The 19,911-nt window shown below is 37.4% G+C and carries 21 protein-coding genes, 1 pseudogene and 1 riboswitch; of the genes and pseudogenes, 7 read left to right on the top strand and 15 right to left on the bottom strand.

Translation table 11 applies throughout. The features are described from left to right. Positions 1-93: 93 nt before the first annotated feature. The 7 genes from BV60_RS0100570 to BV60_RS0100600 form a co-directional block, all read right to left on the bottom strand. On the bottom strand, positions 94-390 hold the full coding sequence (locus BV60_RS0100570) for a type II toxin-antitoxin system RelB/DinJ family antitoxin (RefSeq protein ID WP_029318889.1): 297 nt from the start codon (positions 388-390) through the stop codon (positions 94-96). A 372-nt stretch (positions 391-762) separates the two neighbouring features. Next, positions 763-981 carry a hypothetical protein gene (locus BV60_RS0100575; RefSeq protein WP_029318890.1) on the bottom strand — a complete coding sequence of 73 codons (219 nt, stop codon included), beginning with the start codon at positions 979-981 and terminating at the stop codon, positions 763-765. Between the two features lie 50 nt (positions 982-1,031). Continuing rightward, on the bottom strand, positions 1,032-3,437 hold the full coding sequence (locus BV60_RS0100580; RefSeq protein ID WP_029318891.1) for a hypothetical protein: 2,406 nt from the start codon (positions 3,435-3,437) through the stop codon (positions 1,032-1,034). An 18-nt stretch (positions 3,438-3,455) separates the two neighbouring features. Further along, on the bottom strand, positions 3,456-4,406 hold the full coding sequence (locus BV60_RS0100585) for a helix-turn-helix transcriptional regulator (RefSeq protein WP_029318892.1): 951 nt from the start codon (positions 4,404-4,406) through the stop codon (positions 3,456-3,458). A 161-nt stretch (positions 4,407-4,567) separates the two neighbouring features. Continuing rightward, on the bottom strand, positions 4,568-5,809 hold the full coding sequence (locus tag BV60_RS0100590) for a serpin family protein (protein ID WP_029318893.1): 1,242 nt from the start codon (positions 5,807-5,809) through the stop codon (positions 4,568-4,570). Between the two features lie 48 nt (positions 5,810-5,857). Next, positions 5,858-6,511: a zinc ribbon domain-containing protein gene (locus BV60_RS0100595; protein WP_029318894.1), complete on the bottom strand. Its 654-nt coding sequence runs from the start codon at positions 6,509-6,511 to the stop codon at positions 5,858-5,860. A gap of 58 nt (positions 6,512-6,569) precedes the next feature. Next, positions 6,570-7,655: a radical SAM/SPASM domain-containing protein gene (locus tag BV60_RS0100600; RefSeq protein ID WP_029318895.1), complete on the bottom strand. Its 1,086-nt coding sequence runs from the start codon at positions 7,653-7,655 to the stop codon at positions 6,570-6,572. Between the two features lie 326 nt (positions 7,656-7,981). On the opposite strand from BV60_RS0100600, the gene BV60_RS0100605 reads away from it, so the two are divergent. From BV60_RS0100605 to BV60_RS0100620, 4 genes are all read left to right on the top strand, one after another. Continuing rightward, positions 7,982-8,206, top strand: coding sequence for a hypothetical protein (locus BV60_RS0100605; RefSeq protein WP_029318896.1), 225 nt, complete (start codon positions 7,982-7,984; stop codon positions 8,204-8,206). An 18-nt stretch (positions 8,207-8,224) separates the two neighbouring features. Continuing rightward, the gene (locus BV60_RS0100610) at positions 8,225-8,491 is read left to right on the top strand and encodes a hypothetical protein (RefSeq protein WP_029318897.1); all 267 of its coding nucleotides are present in this window, start codon (positions 8,225-8,227) and stop codon (positions 8,489-8,491) included. After that, a complete protein-coding gene (locus tag BV60_RS0100615) occupies positions 8,491-8,727 on the top strand; it encodes an HNH endonuclease (protein WP_029318898.1) in 237 nt (78 codons plus the stop codon). Before BV60_RS0100610 ends, BV60_RS0100615 begins: the two co-directional genes overlap by 1 nt. A 210-nt stretch (positions 8,728-8,937) precedes the next feature. Further along, a complete protein-coding gene (locus BV60_RS0100620; protein ID WP_029318899.1) occupies positions 8,938-9,741 on the top strand; it encodes an alpha/beta fold hydrolase in 804 nt (267 codons plus the stop codon). Positions 9,742-9,806: 65 nt separating this feature from the next. On the opposite strand, the pseudogene BV60_RS22480 reads toward BV60_RS0100620, so the two are convergent. From BV60_RS22480 to BV60_RS0100645, 5 genes and pseudogenes are all read right to left on the bottom strand, one after another. After that, positions 9,807-10,010 (bottom strand): annotated as a pseudogene (locus BV60_RS22480) (transposase); the annotation flags it as partial. 109 nt (positions 10,011-10,119) lie between these two features. Further along, positions 10,120-10,917 carry a tyrosine-type recombinase/integrase gene (locus BV60_RS0100630; protein ID WP_081846511.1) on the bottom strand — a complete coding sequence of 266 codons (798 nt, stop codon included), beginning with the start codon at positions 10,915-10,917 and terminating at the stop codon, positions 10,120-10,122. A gap of 101 nt (positions 10,918-11,018) precedes the next feature. Further along, a complete protein-coding gene (locus tag BV60_RS0100635) occupies positions 11,019-11,441 on the bottom strand; it encodes a HipA N-terminal domain-containing protein (RefSeq protein WP_029318901.1) in 423 nt (140 codons plus the stop codon). Continuing rightward, positions 11,428-11,712, bottom strand: a complete 285-nt coding sequence (locus BV60_RS0100640; RefSeq protein ID WP_029318902.1) for a helix-turn-helix domain-containing protein — start codon at positions 11,710-11,712, stop codon at positions 11,428-11,430. Before BV60_RS0100640 ends, BV60_RS0100635 begins: the two co-directional genes overlap by 14 nt. Before the next feature lie 152 nt (positions 11,713-11,864). After that, on the bottom strand, positions 11,865-12,632 hold the full coding sequence (locus tag BV60_RS0100645) for a hypothetical protein (RefSeq protein ID WP_029318903.1): 768 nt from the start codon (positions 12,630-12,632) through the stop codon (positions 11,865-11,867). Between the two features lie 264 nt (positions 12,633-12,896). Beyond that, positions 12,897-12,973, top strand: a riboswitch (cyclic di-GMP riboswitch). Positions 12,974-13,012: 39 nt separating this feature from the next. Between BV60_RS0100645 and BV60_RS0100650 the strand changes: the two genes are divergently transcribed. From BV60_RS0100650 to BV60_RS0100660, 3 genes are all read left to right on the top strand, one after another. Continuing rightward, entirely contained in the window at positions 13,013-15,367 is a 2,355-nt protein-coding gene (locus BV60_RS0100650) for an InlB B-repeat-containing protein (protein WP_029318904.1), read from the top strand. A gap of 351 nt (positions 15,368-15,718) precedes the next feature. Continuing rightward, positions 15,719-15,988 carry a type II toxin-antitoxin system prevent-host-death family antitoxin gene (locus BV60_RS0100655; protein ID WP_029318905.1) on the top strand — a complete coding sequence of 90 codons (270 nt, stop codon included), beginning with the start codon at positions 15,719-15,721 and terminating at the stop codon, positions 15,986-15,988. Then, positions 15,981-16,292: a type II toxin-antitoxin system RelE/ParE family toxin gene (locus BV60_RS0100660; RefSeq protein WP_029318906.1), complete on the top strand. Its 312-nt coding sequence runs from the start codon at positions 15,981-15,983 to the stop codon at positions 16,290-16,292. The genes BV60_RS0100655 and BV60_RS0100660 overlap by 8 nt, the downstream gene beginning before the upstream one ends. A gap of 44 nt (positions 16,293-16,336) precedes the next feature. Here the strand turns inward: BV60_RS0100660 and BV60_RS0100665 are convergent, their stop codons facing one another. The 3 genes from BV60_RS0100665 to BV60_RS0100675 all read right to left on the bottom strand — a co-directional run bounded on the left by BV60_RS0100665 (position 16,337) and on the right by BV60_RS0100675 (position 19,840). Beyond that, positions 16,337-17,008, bottom strand: a complete 672-nt coding sequence (locus tag BV60_RS0100665) for a class I SAM-dependent methyltransferase (protein ID WP_051656402.1) — start codon at positions 17,006-17,008, stop codon at positions 16,337-16,339. Between the two features lie 89 nt (positions 17,009-17,097). Further along, positions 17,098-18,126 carry a glycosyl hydrolase 53 family protein gene (locus BV60_RS0100670; RefSeq protein WP_051656403.1) on the bottom strand — a complete coding sequence of 343 codons (1,029 nt, stop codon included), beginning with the start codon at positions 18,124-18,126 and terminating at the stop codon, positions 17,098-17,100. Between the two features lie 67 nt (positions 18,127-18,193). After that, the gene (locus BV60_RS0100675; RefSeq protein WP_029318909.1) at positions 18,194-19,840 is read right to left on the bottom strand and encodes a DUF3502 domain-containing protein; all 1,647 of its coding nucleotides are present in this window, start codon (positions 19,838-19,840) and stop codon (positions 18,194-18,196) included. Positions 19,841-19,911: the final 71 nt, after the last annotated feature.

Consider the following 19,911-nt stretch of genomic DNA (forward strand, 5'->3'; position numbering starts at 1 on the left):
AAACAACTAATCTCCACAGAAAAAAAGCCCCGAAGGGCTTAATAATAAAGAAAGTTATCAAAATCCTTTTCTGCATATTCGGCCATTACAGCTTTATAAGCCATATTTTTTCCTCATATCAGAGATTACATCATCTGCATCACGGTATTTGCCTTGCGCAGCATGCTCACGGGATTTTTGAAGTTTGCTCAAAAATTCATCCTCTGTCATTGGCTTCACCGGATTATATACATCCCCAAGAGTTACATCAAAAGGAAAACCATTACTTGCAACAGCTTTTTTTAGAAACATTCTTATAGCCGTTGTTGTATCAGTACCAAGGTCTTTAAATAATCTATCCGAATCCTGCTTCAACTCATCGTCTACACGAACCTGTATAGTACTTGCCATAAATAATCCTCCTAGTTATCCATTACAAAAACAGTTATTTGTATTAATATAGTAACACATTAGCAATGAAATTGCATTATCAAGCTGTTCGTGCATGTTCATGTTCATGACTCTATAAAATGTTGATTTAGTCGCGTTAACTTCTTCAATATTCGAGATTATTGCAGAAAAAGCACCGCCAAAGCGGTGTCTTTCAGTCATAATTCCATGCCTAATAATATTTTACGAGAGATAAAATATTATATACCTGTTTTTTTGCAGAATTCTTCTATACGTACATTCCTTTTGTTTATAAAACATTTTTTTAAGAAAGCTTTCATGTATTTTTTTCCTTCCATTTTAGGATTTGGAAGTCTCTTTTTCCAACTATAATCATGCCTCTTTCATTTTTCTGATAAATTCATCAATATCATTTTTAGTAGCATCAATTTTGTATGTTTCAAATGCTATCATAAGTTTTTGTCTTTCTTCTAATGATAAATCACTATATTCAGAAATAATGAGATAGAAATCCTCTCTCTCTAAAGATGGCCTATTCTTTTTTGATATAAAGCATATTGTTTTCGTGAGCTTATCTAAAATATCCATCATCAGTAATTACCTTCATGACCTCTGGTGTGGTCTGCGCAAAAAATGGTTTTTTACTGTTCCTTTTCTACTGAATCCTTATCCTCTACTTCCATTCCTACTTCAAATGCGCTTTTGAATTTATTCATGCTCTTTATAGCAATCTTCATTGCATGCAAGCTTTCTTCTTCATCCTTGATTCGCTGCTTCAATTGCTTCTTTTCGTCCTTATCAGCAACCTTTTCGAGTGCTTTGTCTCTTTCGAGATCATTTTCAAGGTTCTTAGCATTAGTAACATACTGTTCATAGACGGTATTTGAGTAATCGATATCATGCTCATCGTTGAGGAAAATTTCTCTAACCGAAACCATGAGCTTAGCGGACTGCATTATAGTAGCCTGTTTACCGATAACTCCTATAGCACCTACGGTTCCACCAACGCCAGCTCCAACACCTAGTCCAAGAATCGCTCCACCACCAACGATAGCCATTGTACCTCCAGCCATGCCAAGACCGCCTGCAGCAATAGCACCACCACCTAAGTACGCCAAACATGCGCTTGTAAGAGCTGCACCACTAAGTCCTGCAAAATTGGAGCCAACCAATAATACCGCTATGGCAGGAGCGAACATTCCAGCAGTAATAACAGAAACAAGTACAATTCCCGCAGTAATTCCAAAGCCGGTTAGTGTAGCTTTCAATACTTCATTTAGTTCTCTCAAGCATTTTTCATAAGTCTTTCTAAGTCTTTTTATATAACCTTGTTCATAGAAGGACTTTCCTGCGAATAATTCCTCAAGAAACCTATCTCCTTCAGATTTTTTATAACCATTTACCGGATTTTGTAAATCCTTATACTTTTTGCTTGGAACATCTTTGCCATTCTTATCTTTTTCTACTCCAAGCGCGTAATATGGTTCAAAAAGCATAGCTTCAAGCAGTACTAATCTTAGCCATACTTCTTCAGGAGTATTATTGTTTATAATAGAAAGCAATTCATCCTTCTCATACCAATGAATAACTGCATTATCATCTCTCATGAATCCTGGAAAACCTACTGTTATGAAACTTTTCCATTCATCTAGCCATGCGGTCTTTAGCTCGGTAACTTTTTCATTATTAATTAGCACTTTCGTTTTCTCTATGTCATTAAGCGTCTTGTAGTATTCCAGGTTATATAGAATTTCTGTCTGTTCTAATGTTAGTCCAAACTTATCTATATCCATATCATTTACCAGCCTTTCATATTTTTTTTTATCTATCGAAGTGTATGTGTATAGTTCTATATGCTCATACATCTTCTTAATTTTTTTTAAGTCCCTTATTTTTAGGACGTCAACAACCTCGGATCCAACAGCTACTGTAAATCTACCGATTCCTACATAATTTACTGATATAAAATATTTCTTAGAAATAATTGCATCAGCAAAGTCCATCGTACAGAAGACACCCGAAGATACAAAAAGCATTCTCGACAAAGTAGGATTATTCCACGGTTTTACATTATCAAAATCAATCTTGCTCAAATCCTTTACTTTGGTAATCTCATTATCCTCAAGTTCATTAGCAAATCTTCGGATAAAGAAAAAGCTTCTGACTATGCAATCATTAACAATAACCGGAACAGATTGTTTTCCTACCTCATGAAGAAAACCTAATTCGCCTCTGAAATCAAATTTTAAAATAGCATCCTTTATTACTTTTCCTTCTGCATCATGCTTTGCAAGGAGAGTTCCATTAAATAGTTTTGACAGAACTGCGGAAAGGCTCTGATCATCTATACAAATTTCTCTAAAAACAGGAAGTACTGATATTTCCTTGGCCATAGATAGAATAGGTCCCGGGATTCCCGTCCCACCACTCAAACCAGCAGTGGTGTGGGAACCAACCAAATCACTGATTAAATGAAATACCCAGATAACAGTTCCATTGAATACTTTTTCAGGTAGGGTTTCTCCTATGAACTCCAAACCGTTTTCTCTTACAGGAACAATTTTAAACAGGCCATTTGTATCCGTTCCATATGACATGTAGGTAAATTGTGTAAGCAATGAAAAGAATAGTCCAAGAACTGTTGGATGGTGCGCAAAATCACGAAGATGATGTTGCAGACCACCACCAAAATCAGGGGTATTGCTATCTGCAGGTAAGCCAAATTTCTTTTCAAGGTGATGGACGGCATTACCTAGATTATCTCCTTCATAACCTAATTTCTTTGAAACATTCATGACAAATTCTTCAGCCTTGTCACTAGCTATTTCTCTGCCTCCAGCAAGGCCGAATTCACCAACCCAAAGATTATCAATCAATCCACATATTACGCCTGATGCTATTGCCATATAATAATCCATATCATCAGCATGTGGTGAGACAGACTTGATTTCTTCTTCAATTTCAAAAATAGACTGTTTTACATCTTTATACCTTTTCTGATCATCTGAAATAATTTCGATTTTTACCTGCTTGTCTGAGATTTTCATTAGTGTCTCCCTAAATTATCACATCACTTCTACATTCTCGCCCTGTCCTCGAAGCCACATATCAATTCCATCTCCAAAGACTTCTGCTTCGATGACGTACTTTCCGTCCTCTTCACCGGTTACCTTTGCTGTCGGGAGTCGGTCTAAAACGGAATCCAATGAATATCCGCTATACTTGAACTTCACTTTTCTAAGTTTCCCTCCAAACATAAACTGGATTCTCTTCTTATATTCACCCTCTTCAAATCTGTTCCTATATGGAGTAGAGAAATGTTCCTCTGTAACAGCCAAATTTCTAATGCGGTCTATACGATATATTGTTGGAAAGGCATCGTTGGGATCTGCAAAAGCAGTTTCCTTATCTATATTTCTGATTCTTCCTGCAAGATAGAAGTAAAACTCGGAAAACATTATTGCCAAAGGTTCTACTTCCCTGTGTTTTGGTGAATGACCCTGCACTCCCTGATACTCAAACTCTATTACATACTGAAACTCAATAGCATTTCCCAAAAGCATCATCTTATCAAGGATAATCTGCTTATGTGTAAGCTCCACATAGTGATATCTCTCATTTAGTATAAGGTCCGATATAACCTTTTGATTTTTTACCGGGACACAGCACGCTATAAGTTTATCCAGAATGGAATTCATTTCTTTTTTAGGGAAAGCTCTGCTTGAAAGTAGAATCTTACATGTAGCAAGGATTTCATCGTTTGTAAAATGAGCATCTTCTGCTTGTTCGATTACATATCCTCTTTTCATGTAATCATATATGAGGTTATTGGGAATACCGTCTGTAGCAGCCTGATTGTCGAGGAATTCCCGTATCTGTTCTATATCCCGTTGTATACTTTTTTCAGATACACAAAAGCGCTCAGCTTCCTGTGATTTATAGATGATACGACCATTCATTAATCGTGAATATATTGATAACGCACGGTTGCTCTTACCTTCCTTATCTTCTGACATTTCTCTACCTCATTAGATCTATTGTCTACTTAGATACTATCAGTCAATCTGGACATGAATTGTCCATTTTTATAAAAAGATAAAAATAATGGAGCACATTTTGGTACTCCATTACTTATTATAAATTATTCGATTGCCCTATTTCATAAAATCTATCTAAATTATTCAGCAGGACTATATATAACACCAGTAAATATCGGATTTGCAAGCCTTTGGGTTACCGTAAATAGGAAAGGTCTGTCCAGATAAAAATAATAGTCTTTTTGCGATTCTAAAAGAGAACACCCAGAAGCACCTCCACACTCAATAAGACCTGCGCCTTTGACACCTTCTTCATCAATTTCAAAGCAGCAATTCTGTTCTGCTTTTACCAGAAATGCATTTATGGGATTCCCTACTATTTCAGAAAAATCGGCATCATCCTTGCAAAAGGCCGATTTTATGCCCATACCTTTCATCATGTCTATCATATCTATCCTTTCTGATACCCTGAATTTAGGAATCCGTACATGTACTATATATGAAGTATGCTTTGGAGTGTAACCTGTAGCCAATGCCAATAAACCATCCTCACTATTGATAACATCTTTTACCGTTTTTTCTCTGTCTGGAAGGACAAAAGTAGTTATATAACCGCCATGTAGAGATTTTGAATACGTTGTAAAGCAGGACCCCTGCCCAATGAAAGTATAGTCTATGTCACACATATACTCCTGTTTCATCTTATTTCCACTATCAATCGTAAAATAATCCTGTATATTCTCTTCCCTTCGGAATTCATTCATCCATTTTCCATTGAGCATTATGGTTGAAAATAGATAGAAGGCATCTTCATTTTTTGACTTTATTCTGGTAATTTCCGCATCCATAAATCCACCAGTCTTATCTGTAAGCCATTTAGCAATTTCATTATCTGTTGCGGGATCGCCCATAACTGTACTATATGATTCAAAACCAGTTCTGTCGAAGATGCTTGTAAGGTTTTCTTTTTGTGGATACATGCACTTATCTATCCATAGTGATGAATTCATTTCACACATACAAGAGCCATATCCTTTAGGTGTTATCACTGCATCCCTGATAAGTTTTCCTATATGTGCCGTTTCATGTGCCTCCATTTTTAATGCATTAAGTATTTCTTCTTTAGTTTTTCCATTGCACAGTTCAGAGAGGATTATCATGGAATACAGTTCTGTTACCGGAGTTAAAACCCTATTAGTCTTTGCAGATTTTAAAGAATCAGAGATTATTTTTTTATACAGCTTATTAGGTCTTGATCCAAGTTCATACTTGGCAGATGCTTGCTTATCTTCAACATCAAATATTGCTTCATAATAATCAACAGGTTCTGGAAGTGGGTTCGCTTTAGCTATGCATTCAGTTTTATTTTGGGTACAGGACATTATTTCACTTGCAGTCTTCTTTTCTAACGTATGATATCGTTCATAACACTAATACTCCTTTTCGCCGATTTTTCTCACATTTTCACCACACTCAGGACAATACTTCACTTTACTTCGTCCAATCGTCCATTCATCAAATTGTTTACCGCACTTTTTGCATTTATAAGTAGTGATTATCGGAGGCCCATATAAACCAGTCATTGAGTTAAGATAAGGACTAAATGCACCTTCTCCTCTTTTTGTTCCGCAATACTTACAGTATTTTTCTCCAGGCAAAAGCTCCGACTGACAATTACCGCATCTGTTCTCATAATCTTGTGAGGAGACATAACCACGATATCTCAGTTGTTGTTCAGTAGCTTTTATTATTCCTTTTAGATTTTTGACTACCGTTTCAACAGAAGCATATGAAATTTCCTGCCCCAACAGATTCCCATCCTGTAAGGTCACACACAGCTTGTTGTCTTTATCATATAGCTGAGTTTTCAGTCCAGATAGCCATTTACTGGTGTTTGTACAAAAGACTATAAAAGCGATTGCCTTAGGACTTTGATTAAAAAAGGCCACATCTTCTGCATCAAATTTTTCTCCTGTAAATAAGATCGCATTATCCAGCTTCAAATCCAGAGCTTTTAAATATATCTCTTCCTTATCCGTAACGATATAGTATTCCTTGGTTGTTTCTGGTATTACTATCTGCATTCGTAAAACTCCTTCTTTTATGAAAATTCCTCACTACAACACATGCATATCTATATAGTCATTCCGCTCTATCTCCTATCATTTTTGAAACACAATACCGTGGTTCATTTGCATCATAATCCCAGGTATGTGCAGAATCTCCCATGCAAACACTTTTATGTTGGCAATCCTTACAAACAGCACTTTCAGCAGTACGATCCCGTCTGAAAGTCTCGAATCTTTTCTCCCATACATCACAGAAACTTTCTTTATATGCGTTCCCCTGCACAAGATCAGGTCTTCTTACAATATCAAGACAAGCAGCAATGTCACCATTAGCACAGATGCTTGCTATTTTTGTACCAGCTCCGCACTGGAAATAGTAATCACGAAGCTCGTCTTCATACTCATATGTAACAAAATGTGAGCAGCCATACGTAACATCCATATCATTGTCAGGATCAAAACGTTTTTCATGTATAAAATCGTATAATCCTTTCAACTGTTCTCCATTAAGGAGTAAGTCTTCATGCTCTTTTGCCCTGCCTATAGGATCCATATTTACAACACGCCAGGAATAAAAATCCTCTGCTTTAACAAAGTTATAAATATCCTCTAACTGGTCAAAATTGTTTTTATGGATAACAGTAAGCGCTTGCGGCTCTATTTCAGCTCGTTTAAGCGCCCTTACTCCCTGCATCGCTTTCCTGAATGCACCGGGGCTCCTTCTAAAAGCATCATGTGCCGCTTCTAAACCATCAATACTAATCGCTACCGTATCCAGACCAGCTTTTTTAAGGCTCTTCGCCATTCCATCATCTATCATCGTTCCGTTTGTGGTTATTCCTACCGGAAATCCAAGATCATGAGATGCTTCGATTACCCTAATAAAATCCGGATGAAGCATCGGTTCTCCGCCGGTAACACATATCATTATTTGGCTTGAATCATACCGCTCGGATACTCCCTTCAAAATCCTACTAATCACTTCAAAATCAAGGTATGTCACATTAGTATTTAAGCAACTGCTTCCACAATGCATACAGTTCAGATTACATCTGTCCGTTAGCTCAAAGAATAAAAAGGTGAGCTTAGGATTCTTCCATAGCTGTCTCTGATAAGCTGCTAATGCCTGCATATTTTTTTCTTTGATCGGATGGAACATGGCTACTCCTTGAAAGACGATTGCTTCTATTTTCTATTCTATATTTTAAATTATAAAATCCACATTGGACAAAATATGTCTAAATTTGGAATAAATTTCTAATTTTAATTTATGCTCCAATTTTATAATGGACTTACAATAAAATGCCTATTTGATTGCAAAGAAAAAGGCCGCTATTATTGCGACGGTCGTAGTTTTCAGAATGATTAATTAAGAAAAGTTTTAGAAATGATGCCTACCAGCTACGATAAAATGTATTATAGCAATCAAATATGTCTTTTTTATTCAATAGGTTCAGTATTAACCCAGGAGAGGAGTGTGCTTGTATGCAAATAGAAATTGGAATACTTCACAAAGGAGATTCTGTCTTGAATGTATGGGATAATAACATAGCTGTACGCCGGAAAAATGAGGACGTAGAGATATTTCATTATGACATAGATGATGAAGGACTGCCCCGGCTGTCAAATAATAGCATATTGATCACACAGGGAAACGGCGTTATTAAAACAAAATCCGAGGATGGCTCAGTAGAAATGGGGACTTTTTGATGATAGAGGTGACAAACTATGGCGAAAGAAAGAATATGTAGCTATTGCGGCGGCTCAGGTCACGATGCCAGGAATTGTCCGAGCAAAAAAGCTAATACCCCTAAAGATAAATCCGTATGGTATAAAGTGGACAACCTTACTGATGAGCAAGCTGACAAAATGACTTCTGGATTTATGAATTTAAAGAGAAAAATTGCGCCTGATGCTCATGGTGCTTACCTTAAAGGAGATAAAAAGAGTTTACCTGGCATGATAGCAAAAGCATTAGGTCGAAAGGATGACTAATGGCAAAGTTTTTTCCACGGGATAATGATCATATCAAAGCGCAAAAAGCCGGAAAAGAGAGAGACAGCTATATTTGCTTTGTTTGCGGAAAAATATGTAAAGACGCTCATGGACACCATGTGATTGAGGTCTGTGAAGGTGGTCCATCCACTCCAGATAATATAATTACCCTATGTCCAGAGTGCCATCGTGCATATCATAAAGGCTTATTGAATATAGATATAGGTACATTTTAATAGCTGAACCGAGAGTTTGAAATTTTTTCTGTAAATATGGGTATTCTATGATAATTTAGATTTATGAGGGAGCAATCAGACTGGTTGCTTCCTTTTTCTGACTATACATTTATTAAAGATATAAGTCAATATCAGTTTGTGATTGTACCAAGGATTGTAGTATGATTATTTGTATATGCAATCGATAAATCGGAGTTTACGGAGAAAAACATGCCTGGTTTAAATGAAAAAAATATATCTTCTGATCACGGAACAACGTACTATTGGACAAATGAGATTGAGAGTGCTGTCTCATTGGTGTTCCTTCCGGGGCTGAGTGCGGATCATCGGCTGTTCGAGCCGCAGCTGTTGTTTTTCTGGGATAAGATCAAAGTCCTGGTATGGGATTGCCCGTGCCACGGGAAGTCAAGACCCTATGATTCCTTTTCATATGCCAATGTCAGCGATGAACTGAACCGCATTCTTGAAACTGAGTGTGTGGATCAGGCGGTCTTCATCGGACAGTCACTGGGAGGTATGATTGCCCAGTATTATATCGATCAGCATCCAGCCCGGGCAGCCGGTTTTATTTCGGTTGACAGTGTACCTTTCGGAGATTATTACTCGAAATCAGATATGTTCTGGCTGTCTCAATTAGAATGGATGTGCAGAATGTTTCCTGATCAGTTGCTGAGATTTTCGATGGCAAAGATATGCGGAGCCACAGAGACAGCCCGCAAACGAATGCTCGCCATGCTGTCTTCTTACACAAAGAATGAACTGTGCCGCCTACTGTATGTCGGTGAAGCGGCTTTCATTCCCGAAAACAAACATATTGATATTCCATGCAGAACGATTCTGCTGCTTGGTGATAAGGATAAAGTCGGAAAGGTGGCTGCATATAACAGGGAATGGTCACGGCGGACCGGATTTCCGCTGATCCTGATTCGGGAGGCAGCACATAATGCAAACGATGATCAGCCGGATCAAGTCAACGGAATTATTCATGACTTCTTGAAAACAATCAGCAGATAAATCCAAGGATCAATTCAAATTTGCACGAATAACCTCTATCCCAAATGAGATAGAGGTTTAAATCGTTAATCTGAAAGTCTGCCAGGATACATGATTGAAAGCTCACCGCGAACTCTACCCCAGTTTCTGATTGGCATGGTCCACTTCTTGGTAACCTCAAATGTAGCAAGATAAAGAGCCTTCATCAGCGCCTGAGGGCTAGGAAATACAGTTCTTTGCTTGTTCAGTCTGCGATAGCATGAATTCAGGCTTTCAATCGCGTTAGTAGTACTATGACGATATCGTCATAGCACTACTTATACCGATAAATTAATTATGCCGATATTTTCTGGAATACTAGTCTACTTAGGACTTTCCCGTGAAATATCGGCATAGTTTTTACAGCTTATATAACTGTTTCATTACACTTTTATCTTTCCAGGTTTTTTCTTTATTGTTGGATGGATATGCTTTTTCTATAGAATCAGCAAGTGTTTTTAGTGTTGCAAACGCATAGAATCCGCTGGTTGTTGAAATGCTTTCATGTCCCAAAAGCTGCTGTATATATGACAATGGGCATCCAGCCTGATAAAGATTCATGGCTCTTGTTTTTCTAAGAATGTGAAAATGCACTTTTTCAGGCATTATAATGCTTTTACCGCTCATGGCAACATATTTTTTGAGTATGTTCTGGATGGTATCATCAGAAAGTCTATGGCAAATACCATGCGTAGTTGCAAAAAACAACGGTGTACTTACGGAGTTTGACCCATGAAACTCCATTAAATATTCCGTTAAATGTTCAACTGTCTTATTCATAAGTGGCACATTCCTGTATTTTTGCCCTTTACCCAATACGTTCACATATGGGACTTCTACATCCAAGTGAATCGATGCCAAAGTCAGTCCAATTAACTCACTAACTCGAAGAGCAGCATCATAACCAAGCATAAGAATCATCAGATCACGTCGTCCCATTTTAGTATCCTGAGATGGCGCTGATAATAATCCTTTGAGCTGGCCATCTTCAAAATACTCTATTTCCTGCTGTGTAACAGGCAGACCTTTTATCGCTTTAGAGTTTACTGAAAGTGCTGTGATTTCAACAGATTCCTCTGCAGCATATGCAAGAAGTGAGCGGATTGCTGTCATCCTGAGATTGCAGGTTTTTTCGCTAAGCTTTAGTGTATCCTTCATGAATAAGAGATATCTTTTTAGAGCATCTTTATTAAAGCATCGATAGCAGATATCCTTTCTTTCAATGGATTCTTCACTTTCAAGATAATTTATGTATTCATTTAAAGCTCTTCTATTGTATCGAAATCTAGGCCAGCACTCCTGTAATCAAAATCAGATTCCTTAGATGGCATGTATTCCAGGGCACCCATACCGTTTTTGCCAACGTATGCCAAACTCTCTAATGTGCTAATTTCACCTCTTTTAATACCAATTGATTCCAAGTGCCTGTCCAGTAGCAGTTGCCCCCAACTATCAGGAAGACTGTCAGCAAAAACCCCGAATAACCCGCCAAAACGGTCTAAAGACCTTTCATTCGGCACAAAAACATCATTTCGTAGAGGCAGTGAAAATGGACTGATAGAAAAACCATTTTTCTGCCATTCGCTATCATACTGAAAAGCAACTCTTTTGTCGGGAGTTTCGGCAAGCGTGCCTACATGAAGCCCATGATAGTATACATCTAATGTTTTATTTGCTCGCATTAATTACCTCTTCGATACTGTTATAAACGGGTTCTGTAAACAGATTGTTTATTTCCTGTATCAGCCCCAGTTCCATTGTTAGCTTTATAAATGATTCAAGCGATATCTTTCCCGTCTTTTCAAATTTTCGCAAAGTTGCATAACTTACATTGCTTCTTCCAGCAAGCTCTTTTTGCGTGATTTTTTTTCTTTTTCTTACATTTTTGACTTTATTTGCCAGTCTCATTGCTACATCAGATGGGGTGTCCCACATATAGTTAATATAGTCCATAATTTCATCCTTTCTATTGCTATTATTATAGCATTTTTAGGATGTCTGCAGCAATAAATTGATACTATAATAGCGTTTTTAATGCATTCGATTACGTTTGATTACGCAAAGAAAAAAGCCAGGAGTTATCTCCCAGCTCATTTCTCTTTCGCTTATATTTCATATGATACTTTCAGGCATTTTGGTTTCCGATTCTCTATTTTTTTCTTAAATATACTAAAATTGAGGCAGTAGAGAATAATTGTTGCTAATACAATATCGCTGATATAGCATCCCACAAATAAAGCGCAATATCTTTTCTCAATATATTTTGCAAGCATCATCATAAGAAATATTGTCCATGTGATGAGCACACAAATTCCATACGAAATATCTTTACAGCTACTAATACGGCACAAATTTTGTATATGCTTATAAAATTTGCTGGGGTTTCCTTTGATCCCTGCCACGATATCATCTTTGAAAATATCCAATATAAACACAGCACACGATCCCCCCATAACTAATTCCTGCATTGATACATAAATGATCATATTTATAAATAGAGCATAAATTTCAAGCCTTTGTATATCAAAATCGTTAAGATTCTCAAAGTTGAGCTTTTGGTGCATCAACTTTTCTAATCCCACCAATATTTTAACCAACACCACATTGACTAATAAAGGTGCAACAAATTCACATACCGCTTGAAAAAATGAATTTTCTATTATTTGCAATTGATCTACTGCGCTCGTCAGAAATAAAAGTACCCCATAAAAGAAAAGCGCCAAGATAAAATAGATAAAATATAATACTGATGTACCATCTAACGCTGAAAGCGCAAACGGTGCTCGTTTGTATTGTGTTATTTTCCACATGATACTTCCAGCAGAAATAAAAATAAGTAGCATTAGCACCCCAAGTAACATGACGTTTATCATTCTTTCGCCTCCAATTTTTCATAGATCATTTTTCATTGTCTATTTATCCCTTTTATACAATTATAAATCAAATAATTACGTTTTATAATAACAATTTTACCGATTTAATGTCTTTTATTATCCATTTTACGCAAATTAGCTTTATCAAAAAACATAAATAAAAATGATATTTTATAGTACTTTAGAAAGTTCCCAATTCAAAATATCACTATATCTAATGCATAATTCAATTGACATCAATTTTTATAAATCTTAAAATATTATTAATTTTAAAAGCAAACTAACTGGAAACCATAGGACGCAAAGCTATAGGGACTTTAACATGTCAGCCAGTTGCAAAAAAATGGCTGCACAAGTCAAAAAAATATTGGAGGGTTCCTATGCGTAAATCTAAGCACCATCATTTTCTGTTACTTGCAATTTCTTTTGCATGCATTTTTTCATTCATTATTCTATTTAATTCTAGCTTAACTGTATATGCAGTTAACCGCTCAGCAAATTTTAGGAAAACATATACTATCACAGGCGATAAAGCAAGAGATATTGTATCCATAGCCCAAGCTCAAGATGGCTTAACTGATAGCACATTTAAATATGGCGTAGCTTGGTGTGCATATTTTGTAGAAGACTGCGCTCGCTTAGCGGGTGCTGAAGATGCAATACCAAATAGCTTCAGCGGAGAAGGATACGCAGATGAATTGAGAAAAAAAATGATTAATTCATGTGGAGCACGCGTCATTTCACAATCAGAGGCTAGACCTGGCGATATCGTTTTCTATGATTATCAGGAAGGAAATCCTGATGCAGATCATGTGGGCATCGTAGTTGATAATGGTGGAAAGCATGCTGCTGAAGGAAATATTGTAAAAAAGGGGGAATCCGTTTCTAAAGCTTGGAAAAGCTTATCTACTTCAGGCAGAAATTCGAGACTCATTTTTTTACGTCCAAACTATTCAGCTACAACAAGTTATGATCCACAAGGATGTACTGATATTGCAAATGGCGGTTATGGCAATATCCAAGTAAGAGGTTGGGCTTTTGACAAAGATAATACTTCATCTCCTATCGAAGTTCATGTGTACATCGGTGGCCCAGCTGGAAGTGGTGAAGGCCATGTAATAAAAGCAGACAAATATCGCCCTGATGTAAACAATGCATTTAATGTTGGTGATTACCATGGTTTCTCAGACACTATTTCCACCAGTAAGACAGGTTCACAGCCTATTTACTTTTATGCAATAAATACAGGTGGCGGTTCAAATGTTTTATTTGATCAAAGGACAGTAACAATTAATGAAAAGGAAACTGTTAATTTCGGAGAACCATTAACTATACACGAGTATGTTAATGGCGGTGTCTTTTTTGATTGTGCTAACATATCATATACCGGAACAATTCAGTCATATGGAATAAGATATAAGCTTGCTGACCAAACTACTTGGATTGAAGCATACTCAAATTCAACAACTAAGAATCCATTTAGCTTTGGTAAAACACTCTCTTTTGAGTTTGATAAAAAATACGACGCTTATCTATATGTAAAAATGCAATCCGGTACCGAATTCAAGACCAATACCGTTCGTATAAATATGGAGACGCAACCGCCTATTGTTTCGGATATGGTAGTATCAAATTTGGATTCTGATGGTTTTGATTTTTCTTGCATCATAACTGATGATAGTGCTATCAAGTCAGTCGATATGTATTCTTACAAAATCGAAGATGACAAAAATACTAGTAAGCATACAGAGAAAGTTGAATTTTCTGATGGAAGATATCATTGTCATGTAAGTACAAGCAATCACAACAATAAAACTGGAGAATATAAGATACAAATTATTGTTTATGACAAATATAGTAATTTTGCCAATGTAAAAAAAGAACACATTATTGTTCCTACATGGGAAGAATGCCATCAAGTTGAAATTAAATTTGATTCTCAGGGTGGAAATTCTGTCACATCAGTATATACCACTTTAGGAACAACTATTGGAGCATCAGATATTCCTGAAAATCCTACGAAGGAAGGTTTCAAGTTTATAGGTTGGTTCGATAAAAATGGAGCCGAATGGGATTTTGCCAAAAATGTTGTAAATGACAATCCTCTTACATTGTATGCAAAATGGGAAGTTATTGAACCCAAAGACACTCCTGCTACAGAAAATAAAGAACCGAATGATACACCTTCGTCAAAAACAGATGAGCCAAAGGAAAATCCGGCTACAGAAAAGACAGATACTCCTGCTACAGGTAATAATGAATCACCTAGCACATCAACTGCCGAAAACAAAGAATCTCAAAACAAGCCTGCAGTTGATAGTAATGATTCAAAAGTAACTCCTGCCATCGACAATATAGATACCAAAGAAACTACTTCAACAGAGACCACAAAGACGCCACAAGTCGATAGCAATAATACGCCAGTTTCGACAACAGATGTAGAAACAACTATTGAGGCAACGAGTATTTCCAAGATAAAAAGAGGAAACAAAAAACTTTCTGTTTCGTGGAAATCCGTAGATAATGCTATAGGTTATGAAATTCAATATTCTACAGCAAAGTCATTTAAAAAGAACAAGACAAAGACAATAAATGTTTCTGCAAAATCTTCTGCTACATTGAAGAAACTTAAAAAGAGTAAAACTTATTATGTCCGCATCAGAGCTTACAAGACAGTATCCGGCAAACAGATTTATTCTTCTTGGAGTAGTATCAAGAAAGCAAAAACAAAATAATTAAAGATCTGCTAGTGTTACCCCCTCTATCACCTTAATGATGGAGGGGGTTGTTGTATATTATCTGATAGCCCTTAAGATACACAATTAAATTCAAAATCTCTGTCTATAAAAATGCTGTTTTATCGGAGATAAAGCAAACCGCTATAATGAAATAAAAAATCACAAAACAAAGAAAATTACTTTTTTCTTCTATCTCCTATATGTGCAAAAATTAAACTATACATTTAAAACAAAAAAGGAATACAATTATGTGATCCTGGCTTTTTCCATTTACTGAATTGTTGATGCCATAGTAATATTAAGTTATAATATAGTCATAATAGTGCTATACAAATTGGAGGTGGTCAAATGCAGACACTTATAAGACCTTCTGCTAAGATAAGACAGAATTATAATGAGATATCTGACCTGTGCAAAGAAACAAAGTCTCCTGTTTTCCTAACAAAAAATGGTGAGGGGGATCTTGTTGTCATGGATATTGAAACCTATGATGAAAGAGAACGCACACTTGCACTTAGGGAAAAACTTGTTGAAATCGAAGAGAAAAGACTAGCCGGAAGACCTGACTTTAATGGCCGCGATGTCCTTGCAGAATTGAGGTCAAGAAGAAATGGTTAAATGCACTGTCGAACTCTCACCTGAAGCTAAGGATATCCTCTTTATGTGGGTTGATACCTGTGAAGCGGATAACGGTCCTGATGTAGCAAATGACCTGATTGACAGTTTCGAGTTCATGCTTGATACGCTGGAAAACAATCCAGAAGCTGGTAGCGGAAGACTTGAAGATCTTCCAAAAAAATACAGAGCTTACCACATATGGCGTCACCTTTGGGCTGTTTATCAGACTTACTATGAATCAAACGTAATTAAAGTAGAATACATTATAGACGATCGTCAAGATTATAAGAGATTTGTAAAATAAAAAAGGGTCTGGAAATCAAACTCCAGACCCTCGAACGTGCCTGCTTACTTCTTGGCTATTACTATCGGTTGATAAAAACCTGTCTCTTCCGGGAACTTCCAAGCCACATCGGTACAACCTTTAGAAAGAAACATATTTGTCATTTCTTTTCTGCGGGTAGCCCTATATTCACACTCGAACTTACTGATTTCTAGCGCGTTTTCATCATCAATTATATACTGAGTCAACTGATAATTATCATCCTTCCATGCCCAAGTCTGAAAAGAAACTCTTTGTCCCCGTTCTGTTTTATGAATATACGGTGGAGAATATGATGGTTTTTCAGCAAGAATAGAATCATAATCCCTAATGCTCGCAACTATTATTCCACCTATCTTTGTCTGGTCCACAATGCTTGCTATAGCGCGCTCTAACGACTCACTTGTGAGCATATGTGGCAAAGCGTTATCCATCGCAATCACAATATCGAATTGATTTTTAAATGTATCAGACAAAGCACAAAAGTCTGCGTGTTCAAAATGAATTTTCACATTATTCTTTTCGGCTCTTTCCTTCGCCTCTGACAATTCTCCATCACTGATATCAGAAGCGGTAACATTATAGCCCATTGAAGCAAGCCCTATTGCCTGTGTACCTATCCCGCAAAAGAATATGTCATTATTTCCAGTGGAAGATATTTGCCCCCCCAGCGCAAGCGCTATTTCTTGACTCAGCATCTTGGCATTCTATTTAAGAATACTTATACACAGACAGTGCTTCTACAACTATCCCTGTTCTATCTTCGTCATTATTAAAATAACATGATTTATGCATCTTTATATGCTGACAGCGCTTCAGTAAGCTGAAGGGTATAGTTCTTTGTCAGCTTTGAAGCTCCAAGTGGATATGCATCCGGAAGAACTTCTGAGCATACTTCCGGTTCCCAGTAAAAAATCCCAAGCCCTTCGTTATCCGGTACTTTTTTAAGCATCCTGATAGTGTCTCCTATGAGCTGTCTTGTTTCTTGTGCCTCATATTCCGGTCCGCCTATTTCCGCGATCATTACAGGCTTATGGAATTTATCTCTGTACATATCAATGCACCTTGCCCAATTGTTTATACTGGAATCCACATTTTCTTCCGGATTCTCCTTATTTATCAGGTCACACCAGTATGGATAATCTGAAAAACCAAGGATATCTGTCATCCCACCATTATCAAAAAAGTTTTCCAGGAATGGCATTACCCAGTCAGGATGCTGACCGCTTGCAAGATGAAGAACAACTTTACAATTCGGAAACACCCTTTTTACAGCCAGATACCCACTATTTATGTATTCGACCAGCTGCACAGGATGTTTTTCAAGATCTCCCATAGGATGCATCATCCCGGGATTTATCTCATTTCCAACCTGGACCCATTCCGGAGATATATCCATATCTTTCATGATATTCAGAACATTTTCAGTATGCTCTCCAACCTTTTTGCATAACTCCTCATGGGATAGTCCTGCCCACGCTCTGGGAATATACTGTTTTTTAGGATCTGCAAACTCATCACTATAATGGAAATCCAGCATGATGCGCATACCGGCTTTTTTTGCCCTTAACGCAGCCTCTGCCACCCTTGACGCATCGCAGTATCCAAGCATTACCATAGTCCCATCTTTTTCCTCAACATAGCCTTCCCTTGGAGGATCAACAAATATCCTGAATCTCACTGAATCGGTACCTTTTTCCTTTACTGCCTCCAAACAGGATACATTTTTACCTTTTTCATTAATCCATTTAAATCCTCTGTCCTCTAGCTGGGTCATCCATCCAAGATCAGCCCCATATGCAAACTTATTTTTCATATTCGATAGTCCTTTGTTTTTATTATTTTAGAAAAGCCGCACATGGCGGCTTTTCAATCTGTCTTATTTATCTTGTTGCTTTCCATGCATCATACTGCGTGCTGAATTCATCAAGAACATTCTGAAGTCCTGAATCATAGCAAGCCTTGATCATCTCATCTATTGTAGAATCCACATCATCTACAAGGCCAAGCTCCAGCATGGGTACATAGTCATTAAGCACGGCACTTACAGCTGCCTTGTAATCAGTAACATTTGAATCATCAAATACAAATGTTACTGTGGGATTATTTACTACTCTTTCCTCCCAGCTTTCTGTTACCTTTTCAGCCCTGGGGTCACCGCCTGCTTCCTTAAGATCACCATTTTTGATAGCCCATGATGCAGAAATCGCATATGCAGCAAAATCCCCTGCCTTATCTGTCTCAGTATATTCCCCTGCTTCATTTATCGTATAGTGCTCATCTTCTACTCCAAGTATCCAAAGATGGTTAAGATATGTATCGCACTTCAGAATATCCAGAACCATAGCAGCTCTTGCAGGATCAGCGCTTCCAGCAGCTATAGCCATGTCATTGTTTGAATAGCATTCACAACCAACAAGGTTTTCCTTTGTAAGATCATAAGCAGCCCCAACTACCCCTTCAGTCTGTTCTGCCTGTTCTATATACGTGAATACTGAGGTATTCCATGCGATTGATGCACCCTGAAGATTTCCAAATGCATCGTCATCGGTAACAGTGTTTGTAAGAGCACTTCTGCTCCATGCCCCGGCATCTGCCAATTCCTTCATGTCATGGGCATAGTTTTTGAAAAGATCTGTCTCATATACAAGCTTGATATCAGATGCTTCAGGCAGCGATCCCTCTTTATAGTTATAAATAAGATCAAAGTAATCGCTGTCAAGAGCAAGGAATGTATCCTCCTGCTGTCTGTATACGTCCCATAATTCGTTGTTATCACCTGAAGCTGCCAGCGCATATATTCCGCTTTCCGGTGTCTCTTTTTCAGCAATTGTCTTTGCATAATTCATGTAATCGTCCCAGTTATCAAGAGAACTGATTCCATATTTATTCGCAAGATCCTGTCGTATTGCGACAATCTTGCCCATAGGTGATGCCTGGTTTGAAGGAATAGCTATTGTCTGACCGGAAATGGTTGTCTCATCCCAACTCTCAGCTGCCTGATATTTATTTGTGAGCGGCATGTTCTTTGAAATAAAGTCAGTATCAAGCACATAGAACGATCCTTTTGCAGCTTCTGTGTACATAAAGCACCATGGTGCGGTGAAAATAAGATCTACCTGACCACCTGTAAGAGTAAGCGGATACATCTGCTGGTAATCTGACCAGCTGAGGAAACTTACTTCCACATCTGTATTAAAGGACTCCAGATATTCATTTGTCTTTGCAAGAACATCATCCCACGCAGCAGGTGTATCACCTATAAGTGTAATATTCACGGTATTATGCTCAGACAAATCAACATCCCCATACATTTCAGGAGTGGCTTTTACGATTCCTTCACCTATTTTTGCAGGAAGCTCATCAAGTGATACAGATGCTGAGGTTGCAGTAGCTTCGTCCTTTATTTCTGTATTTCCTTCATTTTCCGTGTTTATATTTTCTGTTTCCCCTGAAGCTGATCCGCATCCTACAAGCATGGATGCAGTCATAACTACGCTAAGAATTACTGACAATACCTTTTTTCTCATTATTATTTGTCCTCCTTTAAATCTTTAACCCACAAAGGGTAACTCATACAGAACTACATATCTGCATCGGG

It is taken from the genome of Butyrivibrio sp. AE3004 (assembly GCF_000703165.1).
Classification (GTDB): domain Bacteria; phylum Bacillota; class Clostridia; order Lachnospirales; family Lachnospiraceae; genus Butyrivibrio.

Coding starts and splice junctions, on each gene's coding strand:
- BV60_RS0100640 (WP_029318902.1), bottom strand. CDS start 11,712: ATGGACTATATTAACTATATGTGGGACACCCCATCTGATGTAGCAATG.
- BV60_RS0100630 (WP_081846511.1), bottom strand. CDS start 10,917: ATGAAGGATACACTAAAGCTTAGCGAAAAAACCTGCAATCTCAGGATG.
- BV60_RS0100610 (WP_029318897.1), top strand. CDS start 8,225: ATGGCGAAAGAAAGAATATGTAGCTATTGCGGCGGCTCAGGTCACGAT.
- BV60_RS0100655 (WP_029318905.1), top strand. CDS start 15,719: ATGCAGACACTTATAAGACCTTCTGCTAAGATAAGACAGAATTATAAT.
- BV60_RS0100665 (WP_051656402.1), bottom strand. CDS start 17,008: ATGCTGAGTCAAGAAATAGCGCTTGCGCTGGGGGGGCAAATATCTTCC.
- BV60_RS0100600 (WP_029318895.1), bottom strand. CDS start 7,655: ATGTTCCATCCGATCAAAGAAAAAAATATGCAGGCATTAGCAGCTTAT.
- BV60_RS0100635 (WP_029318901.1), bottom strand. CDS start 11,441: ATGCGAGCAAATAAAACATTAGATGTATACTATCATGGGCTTCATGTA.
- BV60_RS0100615 (WP_029318898.1), top strand. CDS start 8,491: ATGGCAAAGTTTTTTCCACGGGATAATGATCATATCAAAGCGCAAAAA.
- BV60_RS0100670 (WP_051656403.1), bottom strand. CDS start 18,126: ATGAAAAATAAGTTTGCATATGGGGCTGATCTTGGATGGATGACCCAG.
- BV60_RS0100595 (WP_029318894.1), bottom strand. CDS start 6,511: ATGCAGATAGTAATACCAGAAACAACCAAGGAATACTATATCGTTACG.
- BV60_RS0100580 (WP_029318891.1), bottom strand. CDS start 3,437: ATGAAAATCTCAGACAAGCAGGTAAAAATCGAAATTATTTCAGATGAT.
- BV60_RS0100575 (WP_029318890.1), bottom strand. CDS start 981: ATGATGGATATTTTAGATAAGCTCACGAAAACAATATGCTTTATATCA.
- BV60_RS0100675 (WP_029318909.1), bottom strand. CDS start 19,840: ATGAGAAAAAAGGTATTGTCAGTAATTCTTAGCGTAGTTATGACTGCA.
- BV60_RS0100620 (WP_029318899.1), top strand. CDS start 8,938: ATGCCTGGTTTAAATGAAAAAAATATATCTTCTGATCACGGAACAACG.
- BV60_RS0100660 (WP_029318906.1), top strand. CDS start 15,981: ATGGTTAAATGCACTGTCGAACTCTCACCTGAAGCTAAGGATATCCTC.
- BV60_RS0100585 (WP_029318892.1), bottom strand. CDS start 4,406: ATGTCAGAAGATAAGGAAGGTAAGAGCAACCGTGCGTTATCAATATAT.
- BV60_RS0100570 (WP_029318889.1), bottom strand. CDS start 390: ATGGCAAGTACTATACAGGTTCGTGTAGACGATGAGTTGAAGCAGGAT.
- BV60_RS0100650 (WP_029318904.1), top strand. CDS start 13,013: ATGCGTAAATCTAAGCACCATCATTTTCTGTTACTTGCAATTTCTTTT.
- BV60_RS0100590 (WP_029318893.1), bottom strand. CDS start 5,809: ATGTCCTGTACCCAAAATAAAACTGAATGCATAGCTAAAGCGAACCCA.
- BV60_RS0100605 (WP_029318896.1), top strand. CDS start 7,982: ATGCAAATAGAAATTGGAATACTTCACAAAGGAGATTCTGTCTTGAAT.
- BV60_RS0100645 (WP_029318903.1), bottom strand. CDS start 12,632: ATGATAAACGTCATGTTACTTGGGGTGCTAATGCTACTTATTTTTATT.